At 43.6% G+C, this 23720-nt stretch carries 21 protein-coding genes and 1 tRNA gene; 19 read left to right on the top strand and 3 right to left on the bottom strand.

All coding sequences use genetic code 11. The annotated features are described in order from the left end of the window. Window positions 1–24: 24 nt before the first annotated feature. Window positions 25–1332 carry a phosphomethylpyrimidine synthase ThiC gene (gene thiC, locus BIV16_RS10300; protein WP_075680724.1) on the top strand — a complete coding sequence of 436 codons (1308 nt, stop codon included), beginning with the start codon at window positions 25–27 and terminating at the stop codon, window positions 1330–1332. Between the two features lie 2 nt (window positions 1333–1334). Here the strand turns inward: thiC and BIV16_RS10295 are convergent, their stop codons facing one another. After that, window positions 1335–2510, bottom strand: coding sequence for a PucR family transcriptional regulator (locus BIV16_RS10295; RefSeq protein ID WP_075680723.1), 1176 nt, complete (start codon window positions 2508–2510; stop codon window positions 1335–1337). Between the two features lie 441 nt (window positions 2511–2951). Between BIV16_RS10295 and hisC the strand changes: the two genes are divergently transcribed. The 13 genes from hisC (at window position 2952) to BIV16_RS10230 (ending at window position 16453) form a co-directional block, all read left to right on the top strand. Further along, window positions 2952–4022: a histidinol-phosphate transaminase gene (gene hisC / locus BIV16_RS10290; protein ID WP_075680722.1), complete on the top strand. Its 1071-nt coding sequence runs from the start codon at window positions 2952–2954 to the stop codon at window positions 4020–4022. Between the two features lie 12 nt (window positions 4023–4034). Continuing rightward, window positions 4035–5036 carry an NAD(P)-dependent oxidoreductase gene (locus BIV16_RS10285; protein WP_075680721.1) on the top strand — a complete coding sequence of 334 codons (1002 nt, stop codon included), beginning with the start codon at window positions 4035–4037 and terminating at the stop codon, window positions 5034–5036. Continuing rightward, window positions 5033–6688 (top strand): M20/M25/M40 family metallo-hydrolase, encoded by a 1656-nt coding sequence (locus BIV16_RS10280; RefSeq protein WP_330546280.1) that lies wholly within the window; start codon window positions 5033–5035, stop codon window positions 6686–6688. The genes BIV16_RS10285 and BIV16_RS10280 overlap by 4 nt, the downstream gene beginning before the upstream one ends. Window positions 6689–6743: 55 nt before the next feature. Further along, the gene (locus BIV16_RS10275) at window positions 6744–7577 is read left to right on the top strand and encodes a dimethylarginine dimethylaminohydrolase family protein (protein ID WP_075680720.1); all 834 of its coding nucleotides are present in this window, start codon (window positions 6744–6746) and stop codon (window positions 7575–7577) included. A gap of 53 nt (window positions 7578–7630) precedes the next feature. Then, complete coding sequence (locus tag BIV16_RS10270; protein ID WP_075680719.1) at window positions 7631–8527, top strand: acetamidase/formamidase family protein; 897 nt, start codon at window positions 7631–7633, stop codon at window positions 8525–8527. 196 nt (window positions 8528–8723) lie between these two features. Next, entirely contained in the window at window positions 8724–10298 is a 1575-nt protein-coding gene (locus BIV16_RS10265; RefSeq protein ID WP_075680718.1) for an ABC transporter substrate-binding protein, read from the top strand. A 78-nt stretch (window positions 10299–10376) separates the two neighbouring features. Continuing rightward, window positions 10377–11393, top strand: a complete 1017-nt coding sequence (locus tag BIV16_RS10260) for an ABC transporter ATP-binding protein (RefSeq protein WP_075680717.1) — start codon at window positions 10377–10379, stop codon at window positions 11391–11393. Continuing rightward, window positions 11383–12390 carry an ATP-binding cassette domain-containing protein gene (locus BIV16_RS10255; RefSeq protein ID WP_075680716.1) on the top strand — a complete coding sequence of 336 codons (1008 nt, stop codon included), beginning with the start codon at window positions 11383–11385 and terminating at the stop codon, window positions 12388–12390. Before BIV16_RS10260 ends, BIV16_RS10255 begins: the two co-directional genes overlap by 11 nt. Then, a complete protein-coding gene (locus tag BIV16_RS10250; protein ID WP_075680715.1) occupies window positions 12377–13387 on the top strand; it encodes an ABC transporter permease in 1011 nt (336 codons plus the stop codon). The genes BIV16_RS10255 and BIV16_RS10250 overlap by 14 nt, the downstream gene beginning before the upstream one ends. Then, window positions 13371–14255 (top strand): ABC transporter permease, encoded by an 885-nt coding sequence (locus BIV16_RS10245; protein WP_075680714.1) that lies wholly within the window; start codon window positions 13371–13373, stop codon window positions 14253–14255. Before BIV16_RS10250 ends, BIV16_RS10245 begins: the two co-directional genes overlap by 17 nt. Before the next feature lie 70 nt (window positions 14256–14325). Further along, window positions 14326–14406: transfer RNA gene (locus tag BIV16_RS10240), tRNA-Leu, on the top strand. 108 nt (window positions 14407–14514) lie between these two features. Next, the gene (locus tag BIV16_RS10235; protein ID WP_075680713.1) at window positions 14515–15225 is read left to right on the top strand and encodes an ion transporter; all 711 of its coding nucleotides are present in this window, start codon (window positions 14515–14517) and stop codon (window positions 15223–15225) included. Between the two features lie 88 nt (window positions 15226–15313). Further along, complete coding sequence (locus BIV16_RS10230; RefSeq protein ID WP_242940387.1) at window positions 15314–16453, top strand: AI-2E family transporter; 1140 nt, start codon at window positions 15314–15316, stop codon at window positions 16451–16453. On the opposite strand, the gene BIV16_RS10225 is transcribed toward BIV16_RS10230, so the two are convergent. Beyond that, entirely contained in the window at window positions 16450–17382 is a 933-nt protein-coding gene (locus BIV16_RS10225) for a carbohydrate kinase family protein (RefSeq protein WP_075680711.1), read from the bottom strand. The two genes, BIV16_RS10230 and BIV16_RS10225, sit on opposite strands and share 4 nt — an antisense overlap. Window positions 17383–17590: 208 nt before the next feature. On the opposite strand from BIV16_RS10225, the gene BIV16_RS10220 reads away from it, so the two are divergent. Beyond that, on the top strand, window positions 17591–18646 hold the full coding sequence (locus BIV16_RS10220; protein WP_075680710.1) for a D-alanine--D-alanine ligase family protein: 1056 nt from the start codon (window positions 17591–17593) through the stop codon (window positions 18644–18646). Window positions 18647–18690: 44 nt separating this feature from the next. Beyond that, on the top strand, window positions 18691–20112 hold the full coding sequence (locus BIV16_RS10215; protein WP_075680709.1) for a UDP-N-acetylmuramoyl-tripeptide--D-alanyl-D-alanine ligase: 1422 nt from the start codon (window positions 18691–18693) through the stop codon (window positions 20110–20112). Window positions 20113–20271: 159 nt separating this feature from the next. On the opposite strand, the gene BIV16_RS10210 is transcribed toward BIV16_RS10215, so the two are convergent. After that, window positions 20272–21006, bottom strand: a complete 735-nt coding sequence (locus BIV16_RS10210; protein ID WP_075680708.1) for a lysophospholipid acyltransferase family protein — start codon at window positions 21004–21006, stop codon at window positions 20272–20274. Window positions 21007–21193: 187 nt separating this feature from the next. On the opposite strand from BIV16_RS10210, the gene BIV16_RS10205 reads away from it, so the two are divergent. From BIV16_RS10205 to BIV16_RS10195, 3 genes are all read left to right on the top strand, one after another. Continuing rightward, on the top strand, window positions 21194–21655 hold the full coding sequence (locus tag BIV16_RS10205) for a protease complex subunit PrcB family protein (RefSeq protein WP_143524752.1): 462 nt from the start codon (window positions 21194–21196) through the stop codon (window positions 21653–21655). Window positions 21656–21777: 122 nt separating this feature from the next. Further along, complete coding sequence (locus BIV16_RS10200; RefSeq protein ID WP_075680707.1) at window positions 21778–22020, top strand: Veg family protein; 243 nt, start codon at window positions 21778–21780, stop codon at window positions 22018–22020. 67 nt (window positions 22021–22087) lie between these two features. Beyond that, complete coding sequence (locus BIV16_RS10195) at window positions 22088–23647, top strand: DUF3794 and LysM peptidoglycan-binding domain-containing protein (protein ID WP_242940386.1); 1560 nt, start codon at window positions 22088–22090, stop codon at window positions 23645–23647. The last annotated feature ends 73 nt before the right edge of the window (window positions 23648–23720 follow it).

Raw genomic sequence — 23720 nt, 5'->3', positions numbered from 1 at the left:
AGAAAACAGAAAAGAGGAAAAAGAATGAGTTACACAACACAGATGGATGCTGCCAGACAGGGCATTGTAACGCCGGAAATGCAGCAGGTTGCAGAAAAAGAACATATGGATGTGGAAAAATTACGTGGTTTGATTGCGGAAGGAAAGGCAATTATTCCTTGCAATAAAGTACATAAAGCAATTTCTCCGAGCGGAGTAGGTTCTGCATTGACTACAAAGATAAATGTAAACCTTGGTACATCCAGAGATATGAAAGACCTTGACATGGAGATGGAAAAGGTGAAAAACGCGGTTGACATGGGAGCAGAGGCTATCATGGACTTAAGTTCCTATGGTGATACCAGAAAATTCCGCCGCATGCTGACAGAGCAGTGCCCGGCGATGATTGGAACGGTTCCAATCTATGACGCAGTTGTTTACTATCACAAGGCACTTGGCAAAATTACATCACAGGAGTGGCTTGATATCGTAAGAATGCACGCAGAAGACGGTGTGGATTTCATGACGATTCACTGCGGAATCAACAAAGAAACAGCAAAGAAATTCAAGAAAAATAAACGTCTGATGAACATTGTTTCCCGTGGAGGTTCCATCATTTTTGCATGGATGGAGATGACCGGTGAGGAAAATCCATTCTATGAGCATTTCGATGAAATCTTAGACATCTGCCGTGAGTATGACGTGACATTAAGTCTTGGAGATGCCTGTCGTCCGGGATGTTTAGAGGATGCAACAGATGCTTCCCAGATTGAGGAATTAATCACCTTAGGTGAGCTGACCAAACGTGCATGGGAAAAAGACGTTCAGGTTATGATTGAAGGACCGGGACATATGCCGATGAATCAGATTGCAGCGAATATGGAGATTCAGAAAACACTTTGCCACGGCGCACCATTCTATGTGCTAGGACCTATCGTAACCGATATTGCGCCTGGATACGACCACATTACATCTGCAATCGGTGGAGCAATCGCAGCGATGAGCGGCGCATCTTTCTTATGCTATGTGACACCGGCAGAGCATTTACGTCTTCCGGATGTTGATGATGTAAAAGAAGGAATCATTGCAACCCGTATTGCAGCTCATGCAGCAGACATCGCAAAAGGACTTCCGGGAGCGATGGACTGGGATCACAAGATGGATGTGGCAAGAAAGAAATTAGACTGGGAAGCAATGTTCGACGTTGCAATCGACCCGGAAAAAGCACGCCGTTACCGTGCAGAATCCAAGCCGGAAAAAGAAGACACCTGCAGTATGTGCGGTAACTTCTGTGCCGTGAAGAACATGAACCGCATCTTAGACGGAGAAATTGTTTCTATTTTTGATGAATAAAATCAGATATTAGTATGCGTAAGCAGCTCGTAGGCATGCATATATGAAAAAGCGTAGTTATATAAGTTCTCCTGGTCAATCGACCAGAGAGAACTTATTTTTTTGAGCCGGTAGCGCACGGTATTCGGGTGCTGATAAATTTTTGCGGCGGTGGCAGCAATTTCACCGTTGCAGGAGACGAAGTCTGCTAAGGTCTGGAGCAGGTTTGAGGTGTATTTTTCATCATAGTGCGAGAGAATGGCAATTTTTTCCTGATAATCCTCTAAAAAGGCTGCATCAAAAAGCAGTGGCGTGACGAGCCGGTAAATGCCGCTTTCGGAAAAGAGAAGGACGCCGCTTTTCTGAAGCTGGCAGATACGGTTCGCGGTCAAAGCCTGCGAGATGGCAATGTTTAACTGTGCAAGCGGATGAAGCGAGTCGGCGATGCCGATGAAAAAGTCCGCCGGGGAGACGTCCACGAGTGCAAGCTGTTCCTCGATAATGTCTAGAAGTGTCTCTTTTGAAAAAGACATGGATTCCCCGAAGGATAAAAGCAGAAGCATGCCCTGACGGTATTTGACATAGGAATACTGTCTCGGAAATGATTTGGAACGATAACGTTTGTAGTTAAGACGGTTGAAGTAATTTGAAATCGAATTGCGGGAACTCAGCTTTTTCGGAGTTAGGTAGACCGCCGTGACGTACGGCAGAAAGTGATAGTTGATTTCTCTGGCGGCAGCAGTCACGGTGTGTGCAGTTGGGCTTGTCTCAATCAGTGCGGTTACTTTTTCCTCGAAAATAAGATATTGCAGTTTTGATTTTAAAAGTTCGTTGGCGCTGATAATCAAATCTTCCATGTATGCCTTATGAAAAAAGAAAATCGGAATGTTAAGGCGCTCGGCAGCATCGAGAACAGGCTGCGGCAGCTCATGGAAAAACATGGTTTTGACGGCAATCGCAGAGACCGGTTTTTGCATCAGGGCAAGCAGTGCTTCGGTGATGAGGTCAGGATTGTCTTTTGCAAAAAAGAGTGAGGTCAGGATGAAATCTCCCGGACTGAACACATCATAATTTTTCTGGTAGCTTTCATATTCTAAAATTGCAACTGTATTGACATCATTATGTAAACCATTTTTGCCACTCACCAATTCAAAATCATCAAACAAGGTCAACTCTAACAATTCTGCAACCGATACCATAGGACACTCCTTTTTCTCTACTTTCATACAATATTTTTGTGAATTTTATAAAAATACTATCATTTTATTGTAGAAAAGTAAATAAAAATTAGATTGAAAAAGAATAGATTCGGGAATATACTCGATAGCATGAAAGCGAAGGTGCTGAGACGATGAAAATCGTTTCGGCACCTTTTTTCGTTATATAGAGTTCGGGTGTCAAAAGATAGCTTATCGTTTATGGATTGACAAATTGCACAAAGCCAGGCCCATTTTGTTCCGTTGTACGAATATAAGAAAAGTCTTAGCATGCCTGAACAAGATTAATATTCTCCCAAAGTCACAAAATAGTCTTGGCCTTGTGTAATTTGTCACCCCCTAAGTTATGAACTATCTTTTGACACCCGAACCCATATAACAAAAACATCAACGTTATGAATGAAAAGAATTGGAGCAGAAAAGATGAGCAGATTTTTATGTAAGCGATACGAGAATTTAGAGAAATACGTTCCAGGGGAACAGCCAAAGGACCGGAAATATATCAAGTTAAATGCAAATGAGACTTCGATGAAGCCATCACCGAAAGTGTTAGAGGTCTTGAAAAGTGAGCGCATGGAGCGTCTTGGTTTTTATGCAGACCCGGATGCGAAGGAACTCCGTCTTGCGGTGGCGGAAAAATATCAGGTGAAGATGGAGGAGGTTTTTGTGGGAAACGGCTCCGATGAAGTGCTTGGTATGATTTTTCTTGCATTTTTTGATGAGACGGCCAAGATTGCCTACCCGGATATTACCTATGGATTCTATGAGGGATTTGCAAAATCCTTTGCGATTGACGGGAAGGCAATTCCGTTGAAAGAGGATTTTACGGTGGATGTGGATGCCTTTATCGAGAGCGGACGCCATATTATTTTAGCGAATCCCAATGCGCCGACCGGCTATGTGCTGCCAATTTCAGAGATTGAGCGTATGGCGGCATCGGACCCGGACCGCCTTGTACTGATTGATGAGGCGTATGTGGATTATGGCAATGAGACGTGTATTCCACTGATTCACAAATATAAAAATCTGATTGTAGTTCATACGATGTCAAAATCCAAAAATCTTGCGGGCGCGCACATCGGCTACTGCGTTGCAGACAAGAGCCTGATTGATGATTTGAACGGCATCAAGTTTTCCTTTAATCCGTTTAATATGAGCGATATTTCCCTTGCCATCGGAACGGCGGCAGTGAAAGACAGTGCTTATTATGAAAAGTGTGCAAAAGAGATTATTGCAAACAGAGAATTTTTAAGTGAAGAACTAAGAAAATTAGGTTTTCAGGTATTAGAGTCGCACACGAATTTTATTTTTGTGACCAATCCATCGATGTATGCAAAAGAATATAACCAGAAGCTAAGAGAGCACGGCATCTTAGCGCGCTATTATGATGCGCCGCGAATCGACAATTTCCTGCGCATCACGATTGGAACCAGGGAAGAGATGGAGGCGGTTGTGGAAGCAACCAGAGAGATTTTGCAAAAGCTTGCGGCATAGAAGGGAAAGAAAATGGAACATGTCATTTTAATCAGCGATTACCCGGAAGAATTGAAACGCGATTTGGAATGGGAAAAGAAAAAACTACGTGAATCGTTAGGTGGGGAGTATAAGGTGGAAGTGTATTCTTACCGGAATCAGAAAGAGTTCATGGAAAAACTGCGTGAAGCGGAGGTTCTTCTGACCGCGTTTTTGCCGGTGACGGCGGAAGTGCTTGCATCCGCAGAAAAGTTAAAGCTTATTGTGGTAAATGCAACCGGTTACGGCACCATCGATTTGAAAAAAGCAAATGAGAAAAACATTGCCGTATGCCCTATCCGTGAATACTGTACACAGGAAGTTGCAGAGCATACGATGGCGTTGATGCTTTGCCTGCAGCGTGGAATCCGTGCCTACGAACATGCGATAGAGCAGAAAAAAAGCTGGAACTATTTGGACGTGACCGGTTTAAGAAGAATCGAGGGACAGACGCTTGCGATTTTTGGATTCGGCAGAATCGGACAGGCGGTCGCAAAGCGCGCGCAGGCGTTTGGGATGAAGATTTTAGCGGTTGACCCGTATCTGCCAAAGGAAGTGGCGCAGGCAGCAGGCGTTTCGCTGGTGGAAAAAGAGGAAGCACTGCAGCAGGCGGATGTCATCACGAATCACATGAACCAGACGACGGAAAACGGACACTATTTTTCCAGAAAAGAATTTGCCCGGATGGAAAAACATCCTGTTTTTATCAATGCAGGAAGAGGAAGCTGTGTGGATGAGACGGCGCTTGCGGAGGCACTAGAAAGCGGGCAGGTTCGGGCAGCCGGGCTTGACGTGTTAGAAACAGAGAATCCGGACATCGGACATCATCCGCTTGCGCATCGGGAAAACGTTGTGCTTACGCCACATGCGGCATTTTACTCGGATACATCCATGAGGGAGTTACAGCGGATTTCCTGCGAGAACCTGATTCATTTTTGTAAAAAAGAATACGACAAAGTGAACTGGATTGCGAATGAAAAAGAGATTCATCTGTGATTGCAAGAAAAGGAAAGGGGAATCGTATGAAAGAATTTCGGACGGAAATGGAACGGCTTACCAAAGAACTGGTAGAGATTTCAAGTGTAAATGGTTCGGTTGGCGAGCGGAAAGTGGCGGAAAAATTAGAATCCTATTTTAGGAAAATTCCGTATTTTAAGGAACACCCAAAGCAGGTTTTCCTACAGGAATTAAAGGGAGATGCGCTGCATCGAAAAAATGTGTTTGCCTATATCAAGGGCGGGAAAAGTAATGGAAGGACGCTGCTTTTTCACGGACATATCGATACGGTCGGCGTGGATGATTTTGGTGTGTTAGAGCCGTATGCTTTTTCACCGGATAAATTGCTGGAGGAGATGAAAAAGCTTGATTTGCCGGAGACGGTGCGCGCGGATTTAGAAACCGGGGACTGGATGGTGGGACGTGGTGCCTGCGATATGAAAAGCGGCGTGGCTGTTTTTGCCGTGCTGATGAACTATTTTTCAGAGCACGCGGATGCGTTAAAGGGAAATCTACTTTTTTCCGCAAATCCGGTGGAGGAGAACCTGCATACCGGAATCGTTCATGGACTTGAGGTGTTAGAGCAGCTGCAGGAGGAGCAGGGATTCTCCTATGAACTGGCAATCAATAATGACTACATTTGTCCATTGTATGAGGGTGACACGAAGCGTTACATCTATGCCGGTGCGGTTGGAAAATTGCTTCCGTGCTTTTATATTCAGGGAAAAGAGACGCATGTGGGGCAGTGTTTCGAAGGCTTTGACGCCTCTTATCTTGCCGCAGAACTGGTTCGAAAAATCAGCCTGAATACGGAATTTTGTGACTGCTACGAGGGAGAGAGCACGCTGCCGCCGAGTGTTTTGAAAATGAAAGACCTAAAGACGGCATACAATGTGCAGACCGCATATGACGCATTGGTTTATTTCAATTTGTTTGTGCACAATCGTTCCGTGGAGGAGATTGTGAAAGCGTTGAAAAAGGCGGCTGCGGAGGCTTTTTCGGAGACAGAGAAATATAGAAAAGAGCAGGACCGCAGGTATTGTGCGTGTTCCGGCGACCTTTATCAGGATGTCGATTATGAGCCGAAGATTATGACGTACGAAGAATTGCTTGCACATGCAAAAGCGGATGGGGAATTGCAGCATATTCTGGAAACAGAAGTGGAAAAGGGGACAGACCAGCGTGAGATAGGGATTGCGCTGATTCGTCATCTTTTAAATAAAATCGGGTTCAAACAGCCGGTTGTCGTGCTCTATTTTGCCCCGCCATACTGCCCGCACAACACATTGAAAAAAGAGGATGAAAAAGAGTGGGCGCTGAAGGAGCACCTTGTGAAGCTTGCGGAGCGTGTAGGCGAAAAGACCGGGGAGACTTACGAGGTGAAACAGTTTTTTCCAAGTCTATCCGACAGCAGTTATTTAAAGATTGATGACGACGAAGCATCTATCGAGTGCCTGATGAAAAATTTCCCGGCATACGATACCTTGTATCCGATTCCGCTGAAAAAGATAAAGAGATTAAACATTCCGGCGGTCAATTTCGGGGTATATGGAAAAGATGCACACAAGTGGACGGAGCGGCTCTATCTGCCGTATTCGTTTGAGGTGCTGCCGGAGCTGATTATTGAGGCAGTGGATGAGTTTTTAAAGTAACAAGTCGTCAGGTGGTCAATGCAGAAGCATATTTTGAATACAGGAGGAACGAGAGATGTATGTAAAGAATGGAACAGGTGTGTTAAAGAAAGTTTTAATTTCCACACCTTATTATTTAAAAGCAGCAAAAATCAACGAGATTGCAAAAAAATGGGACTATGAGTTAAATGTCGAAAAAATGATGGCAGAGCACGAGGCATTCGTGAAGGCTTACCGCGAGAACGGAGTGGAAGTCGAGATTCTTCCGGCAGATGCGGGAAGACCAAACGGTGTTTTCGCAAGAGATTTCGGTGGATGTGTGAAAGAAGGTTATATTCTTGGCAATTTCCGGCTGCCACTGCGCTACAAAGAACATACCGATTATGAAGCAAAAATGGCAGAGCTTGGAGTGCCAAAGATTGCGGAAGTGAAAGAAGGACTTTTTGAGGGCGGCGACTTCATGTTTTTAAATGAAAAAACAATTGCAGTTGGAATGTTGGACCGCACGAACGAAACAGGAGTAAGAGAAATCAGAGAGCAGTTAGCACCTTTCGGCTATGAAGTCATCGGAGTGCCGTCGAATCCGGCATATCTGCATCTGGATATGATGTTTAATCTGGTGGACGACCATCTTGCGGTCACCTATGAAGAAGGGCTGCCGGAGGAGTTCCGCGGCTGGTTAAAAGCACACGAAATTGAATTAATCAAGGTGGAGGAAGAAGCAATTTTCCGGCATGGATGTAACCTGCAGGCACTCGGAAATCATCGTGTCATGTCTTTAAGCCAGAATACAAAAGTGAACCGCCAGCTAGAGCAGCATGGCATGGAGGTCGTGGAACTTGACATCACCGAGATTTTAAAAGCGGGCGGCGGACCTCACTGTATGACATTTCCGTTAGTCAGAGAGTAGGAAATATGTGGATGCCTGCGCAGACAGGAGAAGAAAAAAGGAGTAGAATATAAATGACAAAAATAGGAAAAGAGCATCATGCGTATGCATTTGATAAAGCGGAGACACCGGTGGAAAGGGCAACGCTTCCGGCGCATCTTCTGTTTGAGACGCAGGATGCGTTCAATGGACAGATAAGAAAAACGACAGATGTACTTGAAAATGTCGATATGTCGATTATGAATCCCATCACAGGACCTGTTTTCTTAGAAGACGTGCATCCGGGCGATGTCCTGGAAATAAAAATCAATCGGATTGATGTGGCAGAAGAAGGCTTTGCGCTCTGCGTGCCGGGCGAGGGATTGTTAGGTCATCTTGTCAAAGAACCAAAGACAAAGATTTTTCCGGTGAAAAACAGAAAGGTTGCCTTTGGGGATGGAAAAGAACTTCCGATTCATCCAATGATTGGTGTAATTGGAGTTGCGCCGGCGGAAGGGACGCCGCTTGCCATGATACCGGGAAATCACGGTGGCAACATGGACACCCGCTATATCTGCGAGGGTGCGACACTGTATCTTCCGGTGCAGGTCGAGGGCGGACTTCTCTCCATGGGAGATTTGCATGCCGTGCAGGGTGATGGGGAATCCTTTTACACAGGACTTGAGATATCCGGCGAAGTTGAACTTGAAGTGAACGTCAGAAGAGATTTTCACATCGACATTCCGTTTGTCTGCTGTGATGGAAAACTTGCTTCCATTGCAACGTCAGAGACAACGGATGGAGCATTACAGCTTGCCATGGAAAAATTAGTCGATTTTGTCGCTGTCATGGGAAATATGGATTTCTATGAAGCAGGCTTCTTCTGCGGTCTGTATGCAAATCTGGAAATCAGCCAGGTGGTAGATCCGTTAAAGGCGGCGCGCATGACGGTGGAGCTGGAGCGGTTAAAAGAGATAGGAATACAGTTATAGATTTAACAGATGCGGGGGCAAAAGGCTGGCTTACAGTTTTTTGCTGGCAAATGACACAAAGTCAAGACTATTTTCTTTAAAAATATCCCCCGGGGTAGCTTGTGGTAACTGGTATGACCATGATAAACTGTCCGAGTACAATACAAAGGAAATGGCGTGAAGCAGAACGTTTCACGCACAGGAATGGAGAGTATCAATGAAAAAAATCATATCAGTTTTATTGGTGGCTGCAATGACAGTTTCCATGGCTGCGTGTGGAAAGGGAAACACACAAGGCAATGCAAATCAGGAGACCGGAACCGAGCAGGCGTCTGGTACGACCACGCTCGTATACGGAAGCGGTGATTATACCAGAATCAATCCGGCAATGGATGAACACGGTGAAATCAATATTTTACTTTTTAACGGATTGACCGCACACAATGGGGATAACGAAGTCATTCCTTCCCTCGCAAAAAGCTGGGAATTTGACGAGGAGACCAATACCTACACCTTCCATCTGGAAGAGGGCGTGAAATGGCACGATGGCGAACCTTTTACCGCAAATGACGTGAAGTTTACCATCGAGGCGATTATGGATCCGGAAAATGGTTCTGAAAATGCACCAAACTTTGAGGACGTCGAGGAGATTACGGTGGAAGATGACTATACAGTGTCTTTTCGCTTGTCAGCGCCAAACGTTGCATTTTTGGATTACATGACGATGGCGATTCTTCCACAGCATTTGTTGGAGGGAGAAGATATGCAGGAATCTGATTTTTTCCGCCATCCAATCGGAACAGGACCTTATAAACTGGCAAGCTGGGACGAGGGACAGGCAATCACGCTGGAAAAAAATGAAGATTATTTCAAGGGTGCCGCAAACATCGACCAGATTATTTTTAAAATTGTGACAGACGATAATGCAAAAGCAATCCAGATGGAATCCGGCGAGCTTGACCTTGCACTTTTGACGCCAAAGGATGCGAAAACTTTTGCGGACAAAGATGGCTATACCTGCTATGACATGAAAACCTCTGATTACCGGGGCATCATGTATAATTTTAATAACGAATACTGGACTGAAAATAAAGACATCATTCCGGCAATCAACTACGCAATCGACCGCGAGGCGATTGTCGAGGCGGTGCTGCTTGGAGAGGGCATGGCAGCTTATGGTCCTCTGCAGCGAAATATTTATAATAATGAAGATGTGGAACATTATGATTACAATCCGGAAAAATCAAAAGAGATTTTAGAGTCCGTTGGATGCGAGATGGGAGACGACGGTTTCTATTATAGAGATGGTGAAAAAATCAGCTTTGTGTTAAGCGTCGGCGCGGGCGACCAGGTGCGTCTTGACATTGCGCAGGCAGCAGCACAGCAGCTTGGTGAGGTTGGAATTGAGTGTAAGGTGGAAGTTCCGACAGAAGTGGACTGGAGCGGTCAGATGGCATACCTGATTGGATGGGGAAGCCCATTTGATGCAGACGACCATACCTACAAAGTGTTTGGCACCGGAAAAGGAGCGAATTACAGTTCGTATTCGAATACGCTTGTGGATCAGTATCTGACAGAGGCGAGAGAATCGGACGATACCGAGGTTCGTGCAAAAGCTTATGCAAAATTCCAGGAGGAACTTGCAAAAGACCCTGCCTATACTTTTATCTGTTACATTGACGCCAATTATGTTGCAAAATCCAATATTTCCGGTATTAATGCCGATACAGTCATGGGACATCACGGCGTTGGCATCTTTTGGAATGTAACCGAATGGGAAATTACGAACTAGAAATTACAGACTGGAAATCAGAAATGAGACAGAAACAAGGGACTGGAGACAGCCCCTTTGTTTTGCGTGAGGAATCGTATGGAAAACGTATTAGAAGTAAAAAATTTATCGGTCAGCTTTGATACCCCGCAGGGGGAGGTGCAGGCAGTGCGGGACGTTTCTTTTTCGTTAAAAAAAGGCGAAGTGCTGGCGATTGTCGGCGAGTCCGGCTGTGGAAAAAGTGTCCTTTGCAAAAGTATCATGAAGATGCTGCCAAAGAGTGGAAAAATAAAATCAGGAACTATTCTCGCCAATGGCGTCGATATCACGAATTACAGGGAACGTGATATGGCAAAATTGCGCGGCAGCATTTTTTCCATGGTGTTTCAGGACCCGATGACCTCCCTAAATCCGACGATGACAATCGGGGCGCAGATTGCGGAAGCCGTCAAAAAACAGCAGCCACGCATTGGAAAAGCGGAATTGGAAAAAAGAGTCATCGAGTTGATGGAGCTGGTTGGCATTGAAAATGCGAAGGAGCGGAAAAATCTGTATCCGCATCATTTTTCCGGTGGAATGCGTCAGAGAAGTGTGATGGCGATTGCGCTTGCTGGAAATCCGCAAATTCTCTTTGCAGATGAGCCAACGACAGCGTTAGATGTCACAATTCAGGCGCAGATTTTGGATTTGCTTCGGGAAGTACAGCAGAAGTTACAGACGGCGACCGTTTTTGTCACGCATGACTTAGGCGTAGTGGCACGTGTCGCAGACCGCGTTGCAGTTATGTATGCCGGAAAAATCGTAGAAATCGGAACGGTGGAAGAAATTTTTTACGATGCAAGGCATCCTTATACCTGGGGCTTGATGCAGGCGCTCCCCGGTTTTTCAAAGGGAAAGGAAAAACTGCACGTGATACCGGGCATGCCGCCGACGTTAATTGACCCGCCAAAGGGCGATGCGTTTGCCTGCCGAAATGAGTACGCGCTCGCAATCGATTACGAAAAGCAGCCGCCGATGTTTCAGGTGTCCGACACGCATTATGCGGCAACATGGCTTCTCGATGAACGGGCGCCAAAGATTGCTTCTCCGATAGGAGGAAACGAAGATGAAGGATAAAAATTTAGTAGAAATACAGCACTTGTCACAGTATTTTCCATTGCAGAAAAAAATGGTAATCAAAGCGGTGGAGGATGTCTCTTTTTCCATAAAAGAGGGGGAAGTGTTCGGGCTTGTCGGGGAATCCGGCTCCGGAAAATCAACGGTTGCGCGCTGCATCATGAATTTATACCAGCCGACTGCCGGAAAAATTGTATACAAGGGAATTGACACCTGCGATAAAAAGCAGTTTCGTGCGAATCGCAAGCTCCTGCAGACCGACCGGCAGATTATTTTTCAGGATTCGAGTTCCAGCTTGAACCAGCGCAGAAAAGTGAGTGAGATTATCACAGAGCCGCTTCGCATCAGCAAAAAAAAGACGCTGCGGGAATCCTACTTAGCGGAGGCGGAATTTCAGATGAAATATGTCGGCTTAGACGCAGGATTTTTGAAAAAGTATCCGTCGGAACTGTCCGGCGGACAGCGACAGAGGGTGGCGATTGCAAGGGCACTTTCGATGGAACCGTCTCTTCTGGTTGCGGATGAACCGATTGCGTCTTTGGATGTGTCAATTCAGGCGCAGATTGTGAATCTGTTTAAACACTTGCAGCAGGAACACGGTTTTTCAATTCTATTTATTGCGCATGACCTTGCGATGGTGGAGTTTTTGTGCGACCGCATTGGTGTGATGTATCACGGAAAACTGGTGGAGGTCGCACCGACAAAAGAATTATTTGAGCATCCGCTGCACCCGTACACGAAGTCGCTTCTCTCGGCAATCCCGATTCCAGACCCAAGAAAAGAACGTGCAAGAAAATTGATTTCGTTTGATGAGGAGAATTTTTGCAGGGATGGAGAACTGGTGGAGGTCAGTGCAGGTCATTTTGTGTTGCAACAACAGAAGGATAGGAGCATGTTGGAGAGACAGCAGAGGAATGATAAAAGCAGGCTGGAGAGGCTGCAACAGCAGAATACAACATTAGAAGAAGGAGAGAAGATGCGGGATGAAACAGAATAAAGTTCTTTATTATGGGAAAAAATGCATATTGTTTCTCGTCAGCGTCTTTTTGCTTTCCCTTCTTGTTTTTTACATTGCAAGGCTTGCACCGGGAGACCCGCTGGTGTCCTATTATGGAGACCGCGTGGAGAAAATGAGTCCGGAGGAGCACGCCTGGGCAGAGGAGAGGCTGGGGCTGAATGAGCCGATTTACGTGCAGTATATCAAATGGCTGGGAAATGCATTTCACGGCGATTTTGGAATTTCTTATAAATATAAGATGGACGTCTTAGAGGTGATTGGTGGGCGGATGGTCAATACACTGATTTTAGGTGGAATCGGATTTGTTCTGATATTCGGGCTTGCTCTGCTGCTGGGCATTTTATGTGCCTGGTTTGAGGACAGCCTGTTGGACAAAATTATCTGTCAGGTCGGAACGCTTATCAGTTGTATTCCGGAGTTTTGGATGTCGCTGGTGTTGATTTTTATTTTTTCCATTCAACTACATTTGATGCCGAGTTCGGGAGCCTACACGAGTGTTTATGAGGATTCGATTGGAGACCGCATCGTGCATCTGATTTTGCCGATGACGGTTGTGGTACTGGGGCATCTGTGGTATTACGCGTACATGATTCGAAATAAGATGCTTGAGGAAGTGCGCGCTGATTATGTGCTGCTTGCAAAAGCAAAAGGGCTGACAAAGAAAACGATTGTGTTTCGTCATTGTCTGCGTAACATGATGCCAACGTATTTTAGCATTATGGCAATTTCTGTGCCGCATATTCTGGGCGGAACCTATATTGTGGAGACTGTTTTTTCCTATCCGGGCCTCGGAACGCTTTCCTATGAGAGTGCGCGCTACAAGGACTATAATCTGTTGATGGTTTTGTGTATTTTATCTGGAATTGTTGTGATTTTGAGTAACATGATAGCGCAGACCATCAATGAGCGGATTGACCCTAGGATGAAGGAAAATACAAGTGTTGTGGAAGGAGAGCGTCATGAATCAGGAATTTGAAATTGTAGGAATTCGTGAAACTGTTCAAACTGTTCCTCAAATTAAGAAAAAAAGAAAAGAGATACCGTTTCTTTCCATTACCTTATTGTCCATCATTGTGTTGGGATGCCTTTTTTGTAATCTGATTATGACAAAGGACCCGACCTATCTTGATTTGAAAAATTATTCCACAGCTCCAAACCGTGAGTTTTGGTTTGGAACAGATACGATGGGGCGGGATATTTTTTCGATGATCTGGTACGGCGGAAGAATTTCACTTCTAGTGGGATTCCTCGCAACATTTCTTTCGACGTTGATTGCGATTGTGTTCGGTTCCATCAGCGGCTGCGCACCGAAATGGCTGGATGATGGTCTGATGCGCCTTACCGAAATTTTGTTGAGTGTGCCAAATCTTTTGCTTGTGATTTTGATTCAGGCGATTCTTGGAACACCAAATGTATGGAGCATCTCGTTTGTCATCGGCGTGACAAGCTGGACGAGCATTGCCAAAATTGTGCGCACGGAGGTCAGACAGATTCGAAACAGCGACTATGTCATTGCCTCAAAATGCATGGGTGGAAGTTTTTGGCATATTTTATGGGAGCACTTAACGCCAAACTTCATGTCATCCATCATGTTCATGGTCGTCATGAACATTCGCAGCGCCATCGTGGCAGAATCGACACTCAGCTTCATGGGAATCGGTCTTCCGATTGAAAAAATATCCTGGGGCAGCATGCTCTCGCTCGCAGACAAGGCGATGATGTCAAAATTCTGGTGGATGATTCTGATTCCGGGACTTTTTCTGGTGACGACTTTGATGTGTATCACCAATATTGGGAATTATTTAAGGAAGCAGTCGAACCAGAAGGAGAGTAATCTTTCTTAGAAACGATATAAAAAAGAAAAAAGTAGTTGCTTTTTTTATTGCGCTACGATATAATTTCACAGTAGCGTTTGCGGGTGTGGCGGAATTGGCAGACGCGCTAGATTTAGGTTCTAGTGTCCCCGACGTGCAGGTTCAAGTCCTGTCACCCGCATTGTAAAAGTACCGAAGAATCGGTACTTTTTTTGTACCATTTTATAAGGTATGCTGTATATGTGTTGCATGGAGAAATTTTAAAGATACCAGGGCAGGAGTTTTACATATGAGAAAAAGAGTTTTTGAAATTATTGAGGTCGCAAATGAAAATGATAGCATAAGCTCTCTTTATGATGGCTTTATGTTGGTTACCATAATTATCAGCATAGTGCCACTTTGCTTTAAAAGCCAGAGTGCGGGTTTCCTATATATCGACCGCATTACAGCAATGATTTTTATATTAGATTATTTCCTTCGATGGATGACGGCAGATTTGAAATTAAAAAAATACAAAAGCAGAGCATTTCTGATGTACCCATTTACTCCAATGGCAATCATAGACTTGTTTTCAATTTTGCCATCGATCACGATTTTAAATCCGGGATTTCGTTTGTTAAAGCTGTTTCGGTTGGTAAGAACCTTTCGGATTTTTAAATTTATCAGATATTCCAAGAGCATTCGCGTTATCTTAAATGTATTAAAGAAAGAAAAAGATGTGTTGCTGGCGGTTGGGTATCTCGCATTAGGATATATTGTGGTTGCGGGGCTGATTATGTTCCAGGTTGAGCCGGATAGTTTTGACAGTTTGTTTGATGCGATATACTGGTCAACCACGGCACTGACGACGGTAGGGTACGGCGATATTTACCCGGTAACAGTATTTGGAAAATTAGTGAGCATGATTTCTTCTATTGTTGGGATTGCAGTCGTTGCGCTTCCGGCTGGTGTGATTACCGGTGGATATATTGATGAGATTAAGAAGAGCAGGGAAGATTAGGTTTCACATCATTGCGTGTATCATACAAGTATGCTAAAATTAGTTCTATTACTAAAAGTCATACACAACACAGGGAGGACCTATTGAAATGGAAAAAGAAAAGTTCAGACAGATAAGAAACCTAATTTTTCTTATTGCTGGATTGGTATTTTTACTGATGTACAGCAAAGAGGTGCTAAAAGGGATTGCGGTGGCACTTAACATTATAAAACCATTTGTCTATGGTGGAATGATAGCTTTTGTTTTAAATATTCCATTGCGTGGGATAGAAGAAAAACTTTTGGTAAAGTGGATGGGAGCATCCGCCAAACGATGGAAAAGACCGGTTGGAATCCTGCTTAGTATTCTTTTTCTGTGTATAATAATTACGATTGTAGTTGTAACGGTAGTGCCACAGATTACACAGACAATTGTAGAATTGGGGAATAAGATTCCTCCGTTTGCAGAAGAGACGATGAAGAAGCTGGAGACACTGAGTGTGAATTATCCACAGGTGCAGCAGTATCTTGTGAAGTTAGATGTGTCGAATCTCAACTGGGATGCCGTCATGGATAATGCGATTGCATTTGCAAAAAACGGGATGACGAGCATGCTGTCCTCTACGGTTCTTGTGGCGAGCAGTATCATTGGTGGAGTGGTGGATGCGTTGATTGCATTTATTTTTGCATTCTACATTTTAGGTCAGAAAGAAAAATTAGCAGACCAGGGAAAAAGAATTCTTTCGGCATATACCTCATCCAAAGTAAATCAAAAGGTTTTGAAGGTGTGCAATATGTTATACCGGAATTTTTCAAATTTTATTACCGGTCAATGTCTTGAGGCGGTTATTCTTGGAACGATGTTTGTAGTTGCAATGAGTATTTTTCGAATGCCCTATGCATTCCTTGTCGGAGTTTTGATTGCATTTACGGCTCTAATTCCAATTGTGGGTGCATTTATTGGCTGTGTTGTGGGAACGTTTCTGATTTTAGTGGATACCCCTGAAAAGGCAATCTGGTTTGTAATTTTATTTCTTGTGATTCAGCAGATAGAAGGGAATTTGATTTATCCAAGAGTGGTAGGTGGATCGGTTGGTCTGCCGGCAATCTGGGTACTTGCCGCAGTCAGCGTAGGTGGAAGCCTGTTTGGAGTACTCGGAATCTTAGTATTTATTCCTTTGGTTTCCACCCTTTATATGCTGTTGCGTGATGATGTGAATGAACGGAATCGGAAAAAAGAAAAAGCCTAATCTTCTACTACAACATCTAAGTCAAACTCTTCCGGCTGGAAACGAGGGCAGACATTTTCTGAATTGCAGATAACAGAAGCAGCAAGGCGTGAGCCAATCTCACAGGATTCTGCCAATGTTTTTCCATAGGTTTGTCCAATCGCAACGCCGGCAAAGAAAGAATCGCCGGCACCGGTGGTATCTTTGACATGGACGTTTTTAGCAGGACAGAAGCCATGTTCACCGTCGAGAGTTGCATAGACAGCACCCTTATCGCCCATGGTTACAATCATTCGTTTGATTTTTGCACCGGAGATTTTCTTTGCCAGGATGGTTTCCATCTCCTCCGATGTTTTTTCACAATAATCATCGGAGAATAAAAGACCTGCTTCTTGTATATTGCATACAAAACAGTCGGTGTCGGTGATAAAATCACGACGCTCTACTGCGATACTCATATTAGAGACAACGCCATAGACCGGTTTATTGTATTTTTTTGCAAGCTTAAAAATACGTTTTATCACGTCTTTATCCATATCAATTTCAACACAGATGCTGTCTGCATCTTTGAAAATTTCATCTCCCTGCTCATCTAAGATGTCAGTGATAGGATGAAGGTTTGGACGTTTGGAAATAGAAGCGTAAACGTCGCCATCGTTATCAAAAATTGCAAGCCATGTACCCATTCCGTCCGGTGTTTTGCGGATGTAATCGGTATTGACCTTGTGATTTTTTAATTTGTTGATGACTTCCTCGCCCATCGCACTGTCATCGACAAGGCTGACAAAAGTTGGACGAAGCTCGATATTAGCAATGTCTTCCACAACATTACGGGCCACACCGCCGTGAACATTCTCTACCATACCTTCATTTCTTCCCTGTGGAATAAATATATTAAAAGGGTTTCCCTTAATATCAACAAATACTGCGCCAAAAACAACAATACCCATGTGTGATTTCCTCCTAAAGTAAAATTCGATTCATAAATGGACTTGTATTGTAGCATCTAAAGCCCCTTCCGTCAACAAATCCACCGAAAGATTTCAGAATGAAAGCGCATTCTTCATCACAAAAAATAAATCAATATGTTGTCAAAATGAGACAAAGGGTTTACTATAATAAAGGTATAGTTATAACAAGAAAGGTTTGGAAGATACAATGAAAATCGTAGTTTTAGCGGGTGGATTAAGCACCGAAAGAGATGTCTCTTTTAAGACAGGAGATATGGTTTCAAAAGCACTTAGAGAGAATGGACATCAGGTTATTTTGCTTGATGTATTTATGGGATACAGTGATAAAAGGGAAGATGTGACAGATATCTTTGAAAAGAGCGAAGAAGCGAGCATCAAGGTTTCTGATATCCCGGAAATCGCCCCGGATATTGCAAAAGTAAAAGCGTCCAGAAAAGATCAGTCAGACTGTTTCTTTGGACCAAACGTCATTGAGATTTGCCAGATGGCAGATATTGTCTTTATGGCACTTCACGGTGAAAACGGAGAGAATGGTAAGATTCAGGCAACCTTTGATTTGTTCGGAATCAAGTATACAGGAACCGGTTACTTAAGCAGTGCTATTGCGATGGATAAAGGACTCAGCAAGCAGTTTTTCCGCAGCCATGAGATTCCAACACCAGCAGGCTTTATCATGACAAAAGAGAACCGTGTCGATACCTGCAGCAAATTAGGACTGACACTTCCATGCGTGGTAAAACCATGTTGTGGAGGTTCTAGTGTCGGGGTTTCGATTGTATACAAGGACGAAGAATTTAAGGCTGCATTGGACGAGGCATTTAAATGGGAGAATGAACTAGTCATCGAAGAATATGTAAAGGGACGTGAGTTCTCCGTTGGTGTCATCGACTACAAGGCATTGCCAATCATTGAGATTGCACCAATCAAAGGCTTCTATGACTTTAAGAACAAATACAAAGCAGGAAGTGCAGTGGAAACCTGTCCTGCAGAGCTTCCGGATGAGATTACCGAGAAGATGCAGCGTTATGCAGAAAAAGTTGCAAAAGTAATTGGATTAGACACCTATTCCAGAACCGATTTCTTATTGAGTGAGAAAAATGAAATCTTTTGCTTGGAGGCAAATACATTGCCAGGTATGACACCGACAAGTCTGCTGCCACAGGAGGCAAACGTAATCGGACTTAACTTCAATCAGTTATGCGAGAAATTAATTGAGATTTCCCTTAAAAAATATGAGAAATAGTGTGAAATAGTTTCAGACTATTCCAGAAAGTCATGGTTAGAAAGATGAAAAATATGACATTGGAACACATTGCAAAAGCTTGCGATGGTGTTTATTTTGGAAAAGAAGAAGATAAGACAAAAGAAATTGCAGGGGTTGTCATTGACAGCCGTCAGGTGGAAAAGGATTATCTTTTCATTGCAGTAAAAGGCGAGAAAGTGGACGGTCACAAATTCATTCCGGATGTTATGGAAAAAGGTGCGCTGGCGGCTTTGTCAGAGCAGAAGCTAGAGGATGCAAAAAGCCCTTACATTTTGGTGGATTCCACTTTAGAGGCAATGAAAAAGCTTGCAAAATTCTATCGTGAATCTTTGGATATCAAGGTGGTTGGAATTACCGGAAGTGTTGGTAAAACAAGTACAAAAGAGATGATAGCGTCTGTACTTTCACAAAAATACAACGTACATAAGACGGAAGGCAATTTCAACAATGAGATTGGTCTGCCACTTACCATTTTTAAAATCAGAGAGAGCCACCAGGTAGCTGTGCTTGAGATGGGAATTTCTGATTTTGGGGAGATGCATCGTCTTGCGTCCATGGCGCAGCCAGACATCTGTGTGATTACCAATATTGGCCTTTGCCATTTGGAGAACCTGATTACAAGGGATGGTATTTTAAAAGCAAAAACCGAATGTTTTGAACATATGAGACCAAACGGAACCGTTATTTTAAACGGGGATGATGACAAACTCTCCACCCAAAAAGTGGTCAATGGAAAGCCGGCGATATTCTATGGAATCGGCGAGGCACCAAAACAGGTTGAAACTAAGCAGGGTGTGCAGGTTCTGGCAAAGAAAAATGTTTATGCGACAGACATCGAGGCAGTCGGTCTGCAGGGAACAAAGGCAGTACTTCACATTGACAACAAGGAAATCCCGGTTGAGATTCCGATTGCGGGCGAACATAATGTTTACAATGCGCTTGCAGCAGCTTGTGTGGCAAGAGAACTTGGACTCTCGGCAGATGAAATCAAACGCGGAGTCGAGCAGGTTGCAACGATTGGAGGAAGAACCAACCTGATTCATAAAGATGGAATGATTATCATTGATGACTGCTACAACGCCAATCCGGTTTCCATGCGCTCCTCCATCGACGTGCTTTCCAAGGCACAGGGCAGGAAAATTGCCGTACTTGGTGACATGGGAGAACTTGGTGCCGATGAAAAAGAGCTTCATCACGGCGTCGGTACTTATTTCAAAGGAAAAGGAATTGATGCGCTGTTCTGCGTTGGAGAACTTGCAAAAGAACTTGCAGCAGGCGTAAAAGAAGTTTCAGATACAGAAGTGTATCATTTTGACACAAAATCGCAATTAATTAAACAATTGCAACAATATAAAAAATCAGGGGATACCATTTTGGTAAAAGCTTCCAACTTTATGAAGTTTAAAGAGATTGTAGCTGCCCTGACAGAATCTTGTGATAAATAAATTTTAGATAAGATTCAGGCTGACGGTATGTAAAGCTGAGGCGTAGAGGTTCAACTTTATGTGCATGCAATAGAGAAAAAAAGATTACACAACATGGAAATTCCGTGTGTGTAATCTTTTTTTGTTCTCTATTGCAATTCTTACCATGCATAAGGAAAGCTACATTTTTTTATGTTCTTCTAGCATTTCTTCGATAATCTTCTGGCAATGTGCACCTAAATGTTTCTTTTCTTCCTTTTCTAACTGGTTCGGATAAATCGGTGCACCATATTGCAAAATAACGTGTGTTGCCTTTACTTTTGGAAAATGATCTTCTAAAATATCTGCAGAATTGGTAATTGCCATTGGAATGATGGCGCAACCGGTCTTTTCCGCCATCTTAAAGCTTCCTTCTTTAAAAGGAAGAAGTCCGTTTTCCGGCGTCTTGTTTCGGGTTCCCTCAGGGAAAATACACATCGAAATACCGTGCTTAATGTTATCAATTCCGGCAAGAATAGTTTTTAACGCTTCTTTTACATTTTCACGGTCAATAAAAAGACAGTGAAGGCGCTTCATCCACAGACTTAAAAGCGGCACTTTTTCCATAGAATTCTTGGCAACGTATCCGGTCAGTCTTGGACATCTTGCATAGGTAATAATAATATCAAAATAACTGCGGTGATTTCCAATGTAAAGAACCGGCTCGTCGGTTGGAACATTTTCTTCGCCAATGACGGTAACCTTGGTTCCACAGATAAATAAAATCACGCGGAATGCCCACTGTACCATGCGAAGCTGACTGATATCAGCAGCGTGCGGGTTTCTTTTTCCAATCAGCCATTCTACGAACAGCACCGGAATCCCCAGAATCAGATATAAAATTGCAAAAAGCAGAGCTAAAATAACTCGAATCATAAAGTTCCTTTCTAGAGCATAGAAGCAAGCGCTGCCAGGCTCTTTTCCTATATCAATGTTATTCCTTTATTATACGGGGAAATGAGTGGAAAAACAAGTAGTCATAAAAAGACGTGTTCCTTCATATAGATAGAAGAAAAGGTTTTGCGCGGTATCGTGTGCAAACTCTTATAGAAATGGAGCGAATATGGAGAAACGAAGAAAACAGCTGCCAGACATCTTTCCGCCGGGAATTTACGAACTGTGTGTGCTAGGACTTGTAATTGTGGTTGTGACAATTAGCTGTCTGCTTGGCGGATGCAGCATTGAACAGACGGATGGAACAAAAATCAGTGACCTTTCCTATACCATTTTAAAGGAAGAAGAAATACCGCAGGAACTGCTTGCACAGATTGAAGAAAAGAAAGCTTCTGATTTTAAAATGACATATGAGACGGACGATTCGTTATACATAGTAAGAGGATACGGTGAGCAGGAGACGGGTGGATACAGTATCAGTGTGAAAGAATTATATCTGACAAGAAATGCCATTTTTTTTGATTCGGATCTGATTGGGCCGAGAAAAGGGGAAAAAACAGCACAGAATCCAAGTTTCCCGTATCTTGTCATAAAGACAGAATTGAGAGAAGAAAATGTCGTTTTTGAGTAAATAAACTGAAAAAAGTACAAACGTAGTTATTTGCAGTTGACAATTGTTTAATACTGTGCTATACTAAAGCAGGTTAGTAGTATATCCAGGCGAAAATAGAACTCGGATAGAGGAGGTAGACAATGCAACAAGCAGACATCGAAAAAGTACGTGCATCCGTACATCAACAATGTGGTAGCAAAGTGTTAATCCAGCTGGACCGTGGAAGAAATAAGGTCGACATTCAGGAGGGTGTAATCCAGAATGCGTATCCAAGTGTCTTCACAATATTGGTCAATGATGAGAGGGAAGAGAATCCTCCTCAGTTACTATCTTTTAGTTATTCCGATATTATAACAAGAGATATCAGAATGAAATTATGTTAAGAAATGAATAATTGTTCCCCGTTTCGAATAAGATGATTACAAAGATTCGAAACGGGGGATTTTTTTTGTGGATTTAAAGACCATACAATTACATAAGAACTGTCAAAAAGGAATTGCCGTAAATCAGATTACGGTGGATGATGATTATAATGTACCGGATTACAAGCCGGATATTGTAAAGATGGTAAAGGAAAAAGGAGAGGTAAGGTTTGATGAGGTAAACGTAACTACGGGCGTAGTTTGGATAAAAGGAAGCCTTGTTTTTTCTGCCTTATACCGGAGTAATCAGGAAAACCGTAAGATGAGTTCGCTTCGTGGGGAACTTCCTTTTCAGGAAAAAATCAGCATGGACGGTTTGAATGAGACAGACAGTGTCCGTATGAAAGCAGAGATTGAGGATTTGACGATTGGTGCCATCAATTCTAGAAAATTAAGCATCCGGGCAGTTGTGGTATTAAAAGCGATTGTGGAGGAGAACCGGGAAGAGGAGATGGCATGCGGAATCGCCGAGGACGATGGATACGAGCAGCAGCTGATGAAAAAAGACCTGCTTGAGCTTGTGACAGCGAGAAGAGATACCCTGCGGGTGCGAAACGAGATTGTGATTCCCTCAAGCAAACCAAATGTCTCTGATATTTTGTGGAAAAGCATAGAACTGCGTCACCTCGAATATACAGGCGGCGATGGGGAGATAAAAGTGACGGGGGAGGCACTGGTCACGGTATTTTATTATGGTGAGGAGGACGAGGGAAGGATTCAGTGGAATGAAACCTCGGTGCCAATTTCCGGCAGTATCGACTGTCCGGGACTCTCCGGTGAGGAAATTTTCCAGGTTTCTCTTGCCCCGCTTACGACGGACCTTGAGGTAAAGCCGGATTATGATGGAGAAGAAAGAATTTTAGTGCTGGAACTGGTGTTTGATGTCAGCTTAAAGGTCTGGCGGGAGACGCAGGTGGAATTGCTGACCGATTTATATTCCTTAAAAAAAGAGGTAAATCTGACTTGCGAGGATACGACATTAGAGCGCCTTTTGATGAAAAATGATGCAAAGAGTAAAGTATCAGAACAGCTTCAGCTAGAGGAAAACCAGGAGAAAATTTTACAAATTTGTGCATGTGAGGGAACGGTGCTTTTAGAGGAGCAGAAACTTGTTCCAAATGGTGTGGAAGTGGATGGAATTTTAAGTGTGGATGTACTTTATATGACAACGGAGGATGATATGCCGCTTGGTGTCATGAAAGGTGTTTTCCCATTCCACCAGCTCATTGAAGCGCAGGGGCTGACGCCACAGTCAAGAGCAGAGGTTGACAGCGGAATCGAACAGCTTTCGGCGGTACTGCTAGATCAGTCGAAGGCAGAGATAAAAGTTGTCATTAATCTGAATCTCATGGCATTTGAGGAAGAAAAACAAAAGAAAATCAAAGACGTTGAAGTGACGGACTGGAATCTGGAGGAACTGCAGGATGCACCTGGAATTGTAGGTTACCTCGCAAGACCGGGAGATACGCTGTGGAAGATTGCAAAGGAAAATCATACCACGGTAGACGAAATTGTTGCGACCAATCAATTAAAAGACAAAAAAATTGCGGCGGGCGACCAATTGTTAGTTGTGAAAAAGGTACTATAAACAAAAAATTGACAAAAATTGTAAAATTTTGACAAGCGGGAGCAAAATGACTCTCGCTTTTTTGGCACTATCT

The organism is Roseburia sp. 831b, from assembly GCF_001940165.2.
Classification (GTDB): Bacteria; Bacillota; Clostridia; order Lachnospirales; family Lachnospiraceae; genus Roseburia.
This window is presented reverse-complemented; position numbering and strand designations above follow the sequence as displayed.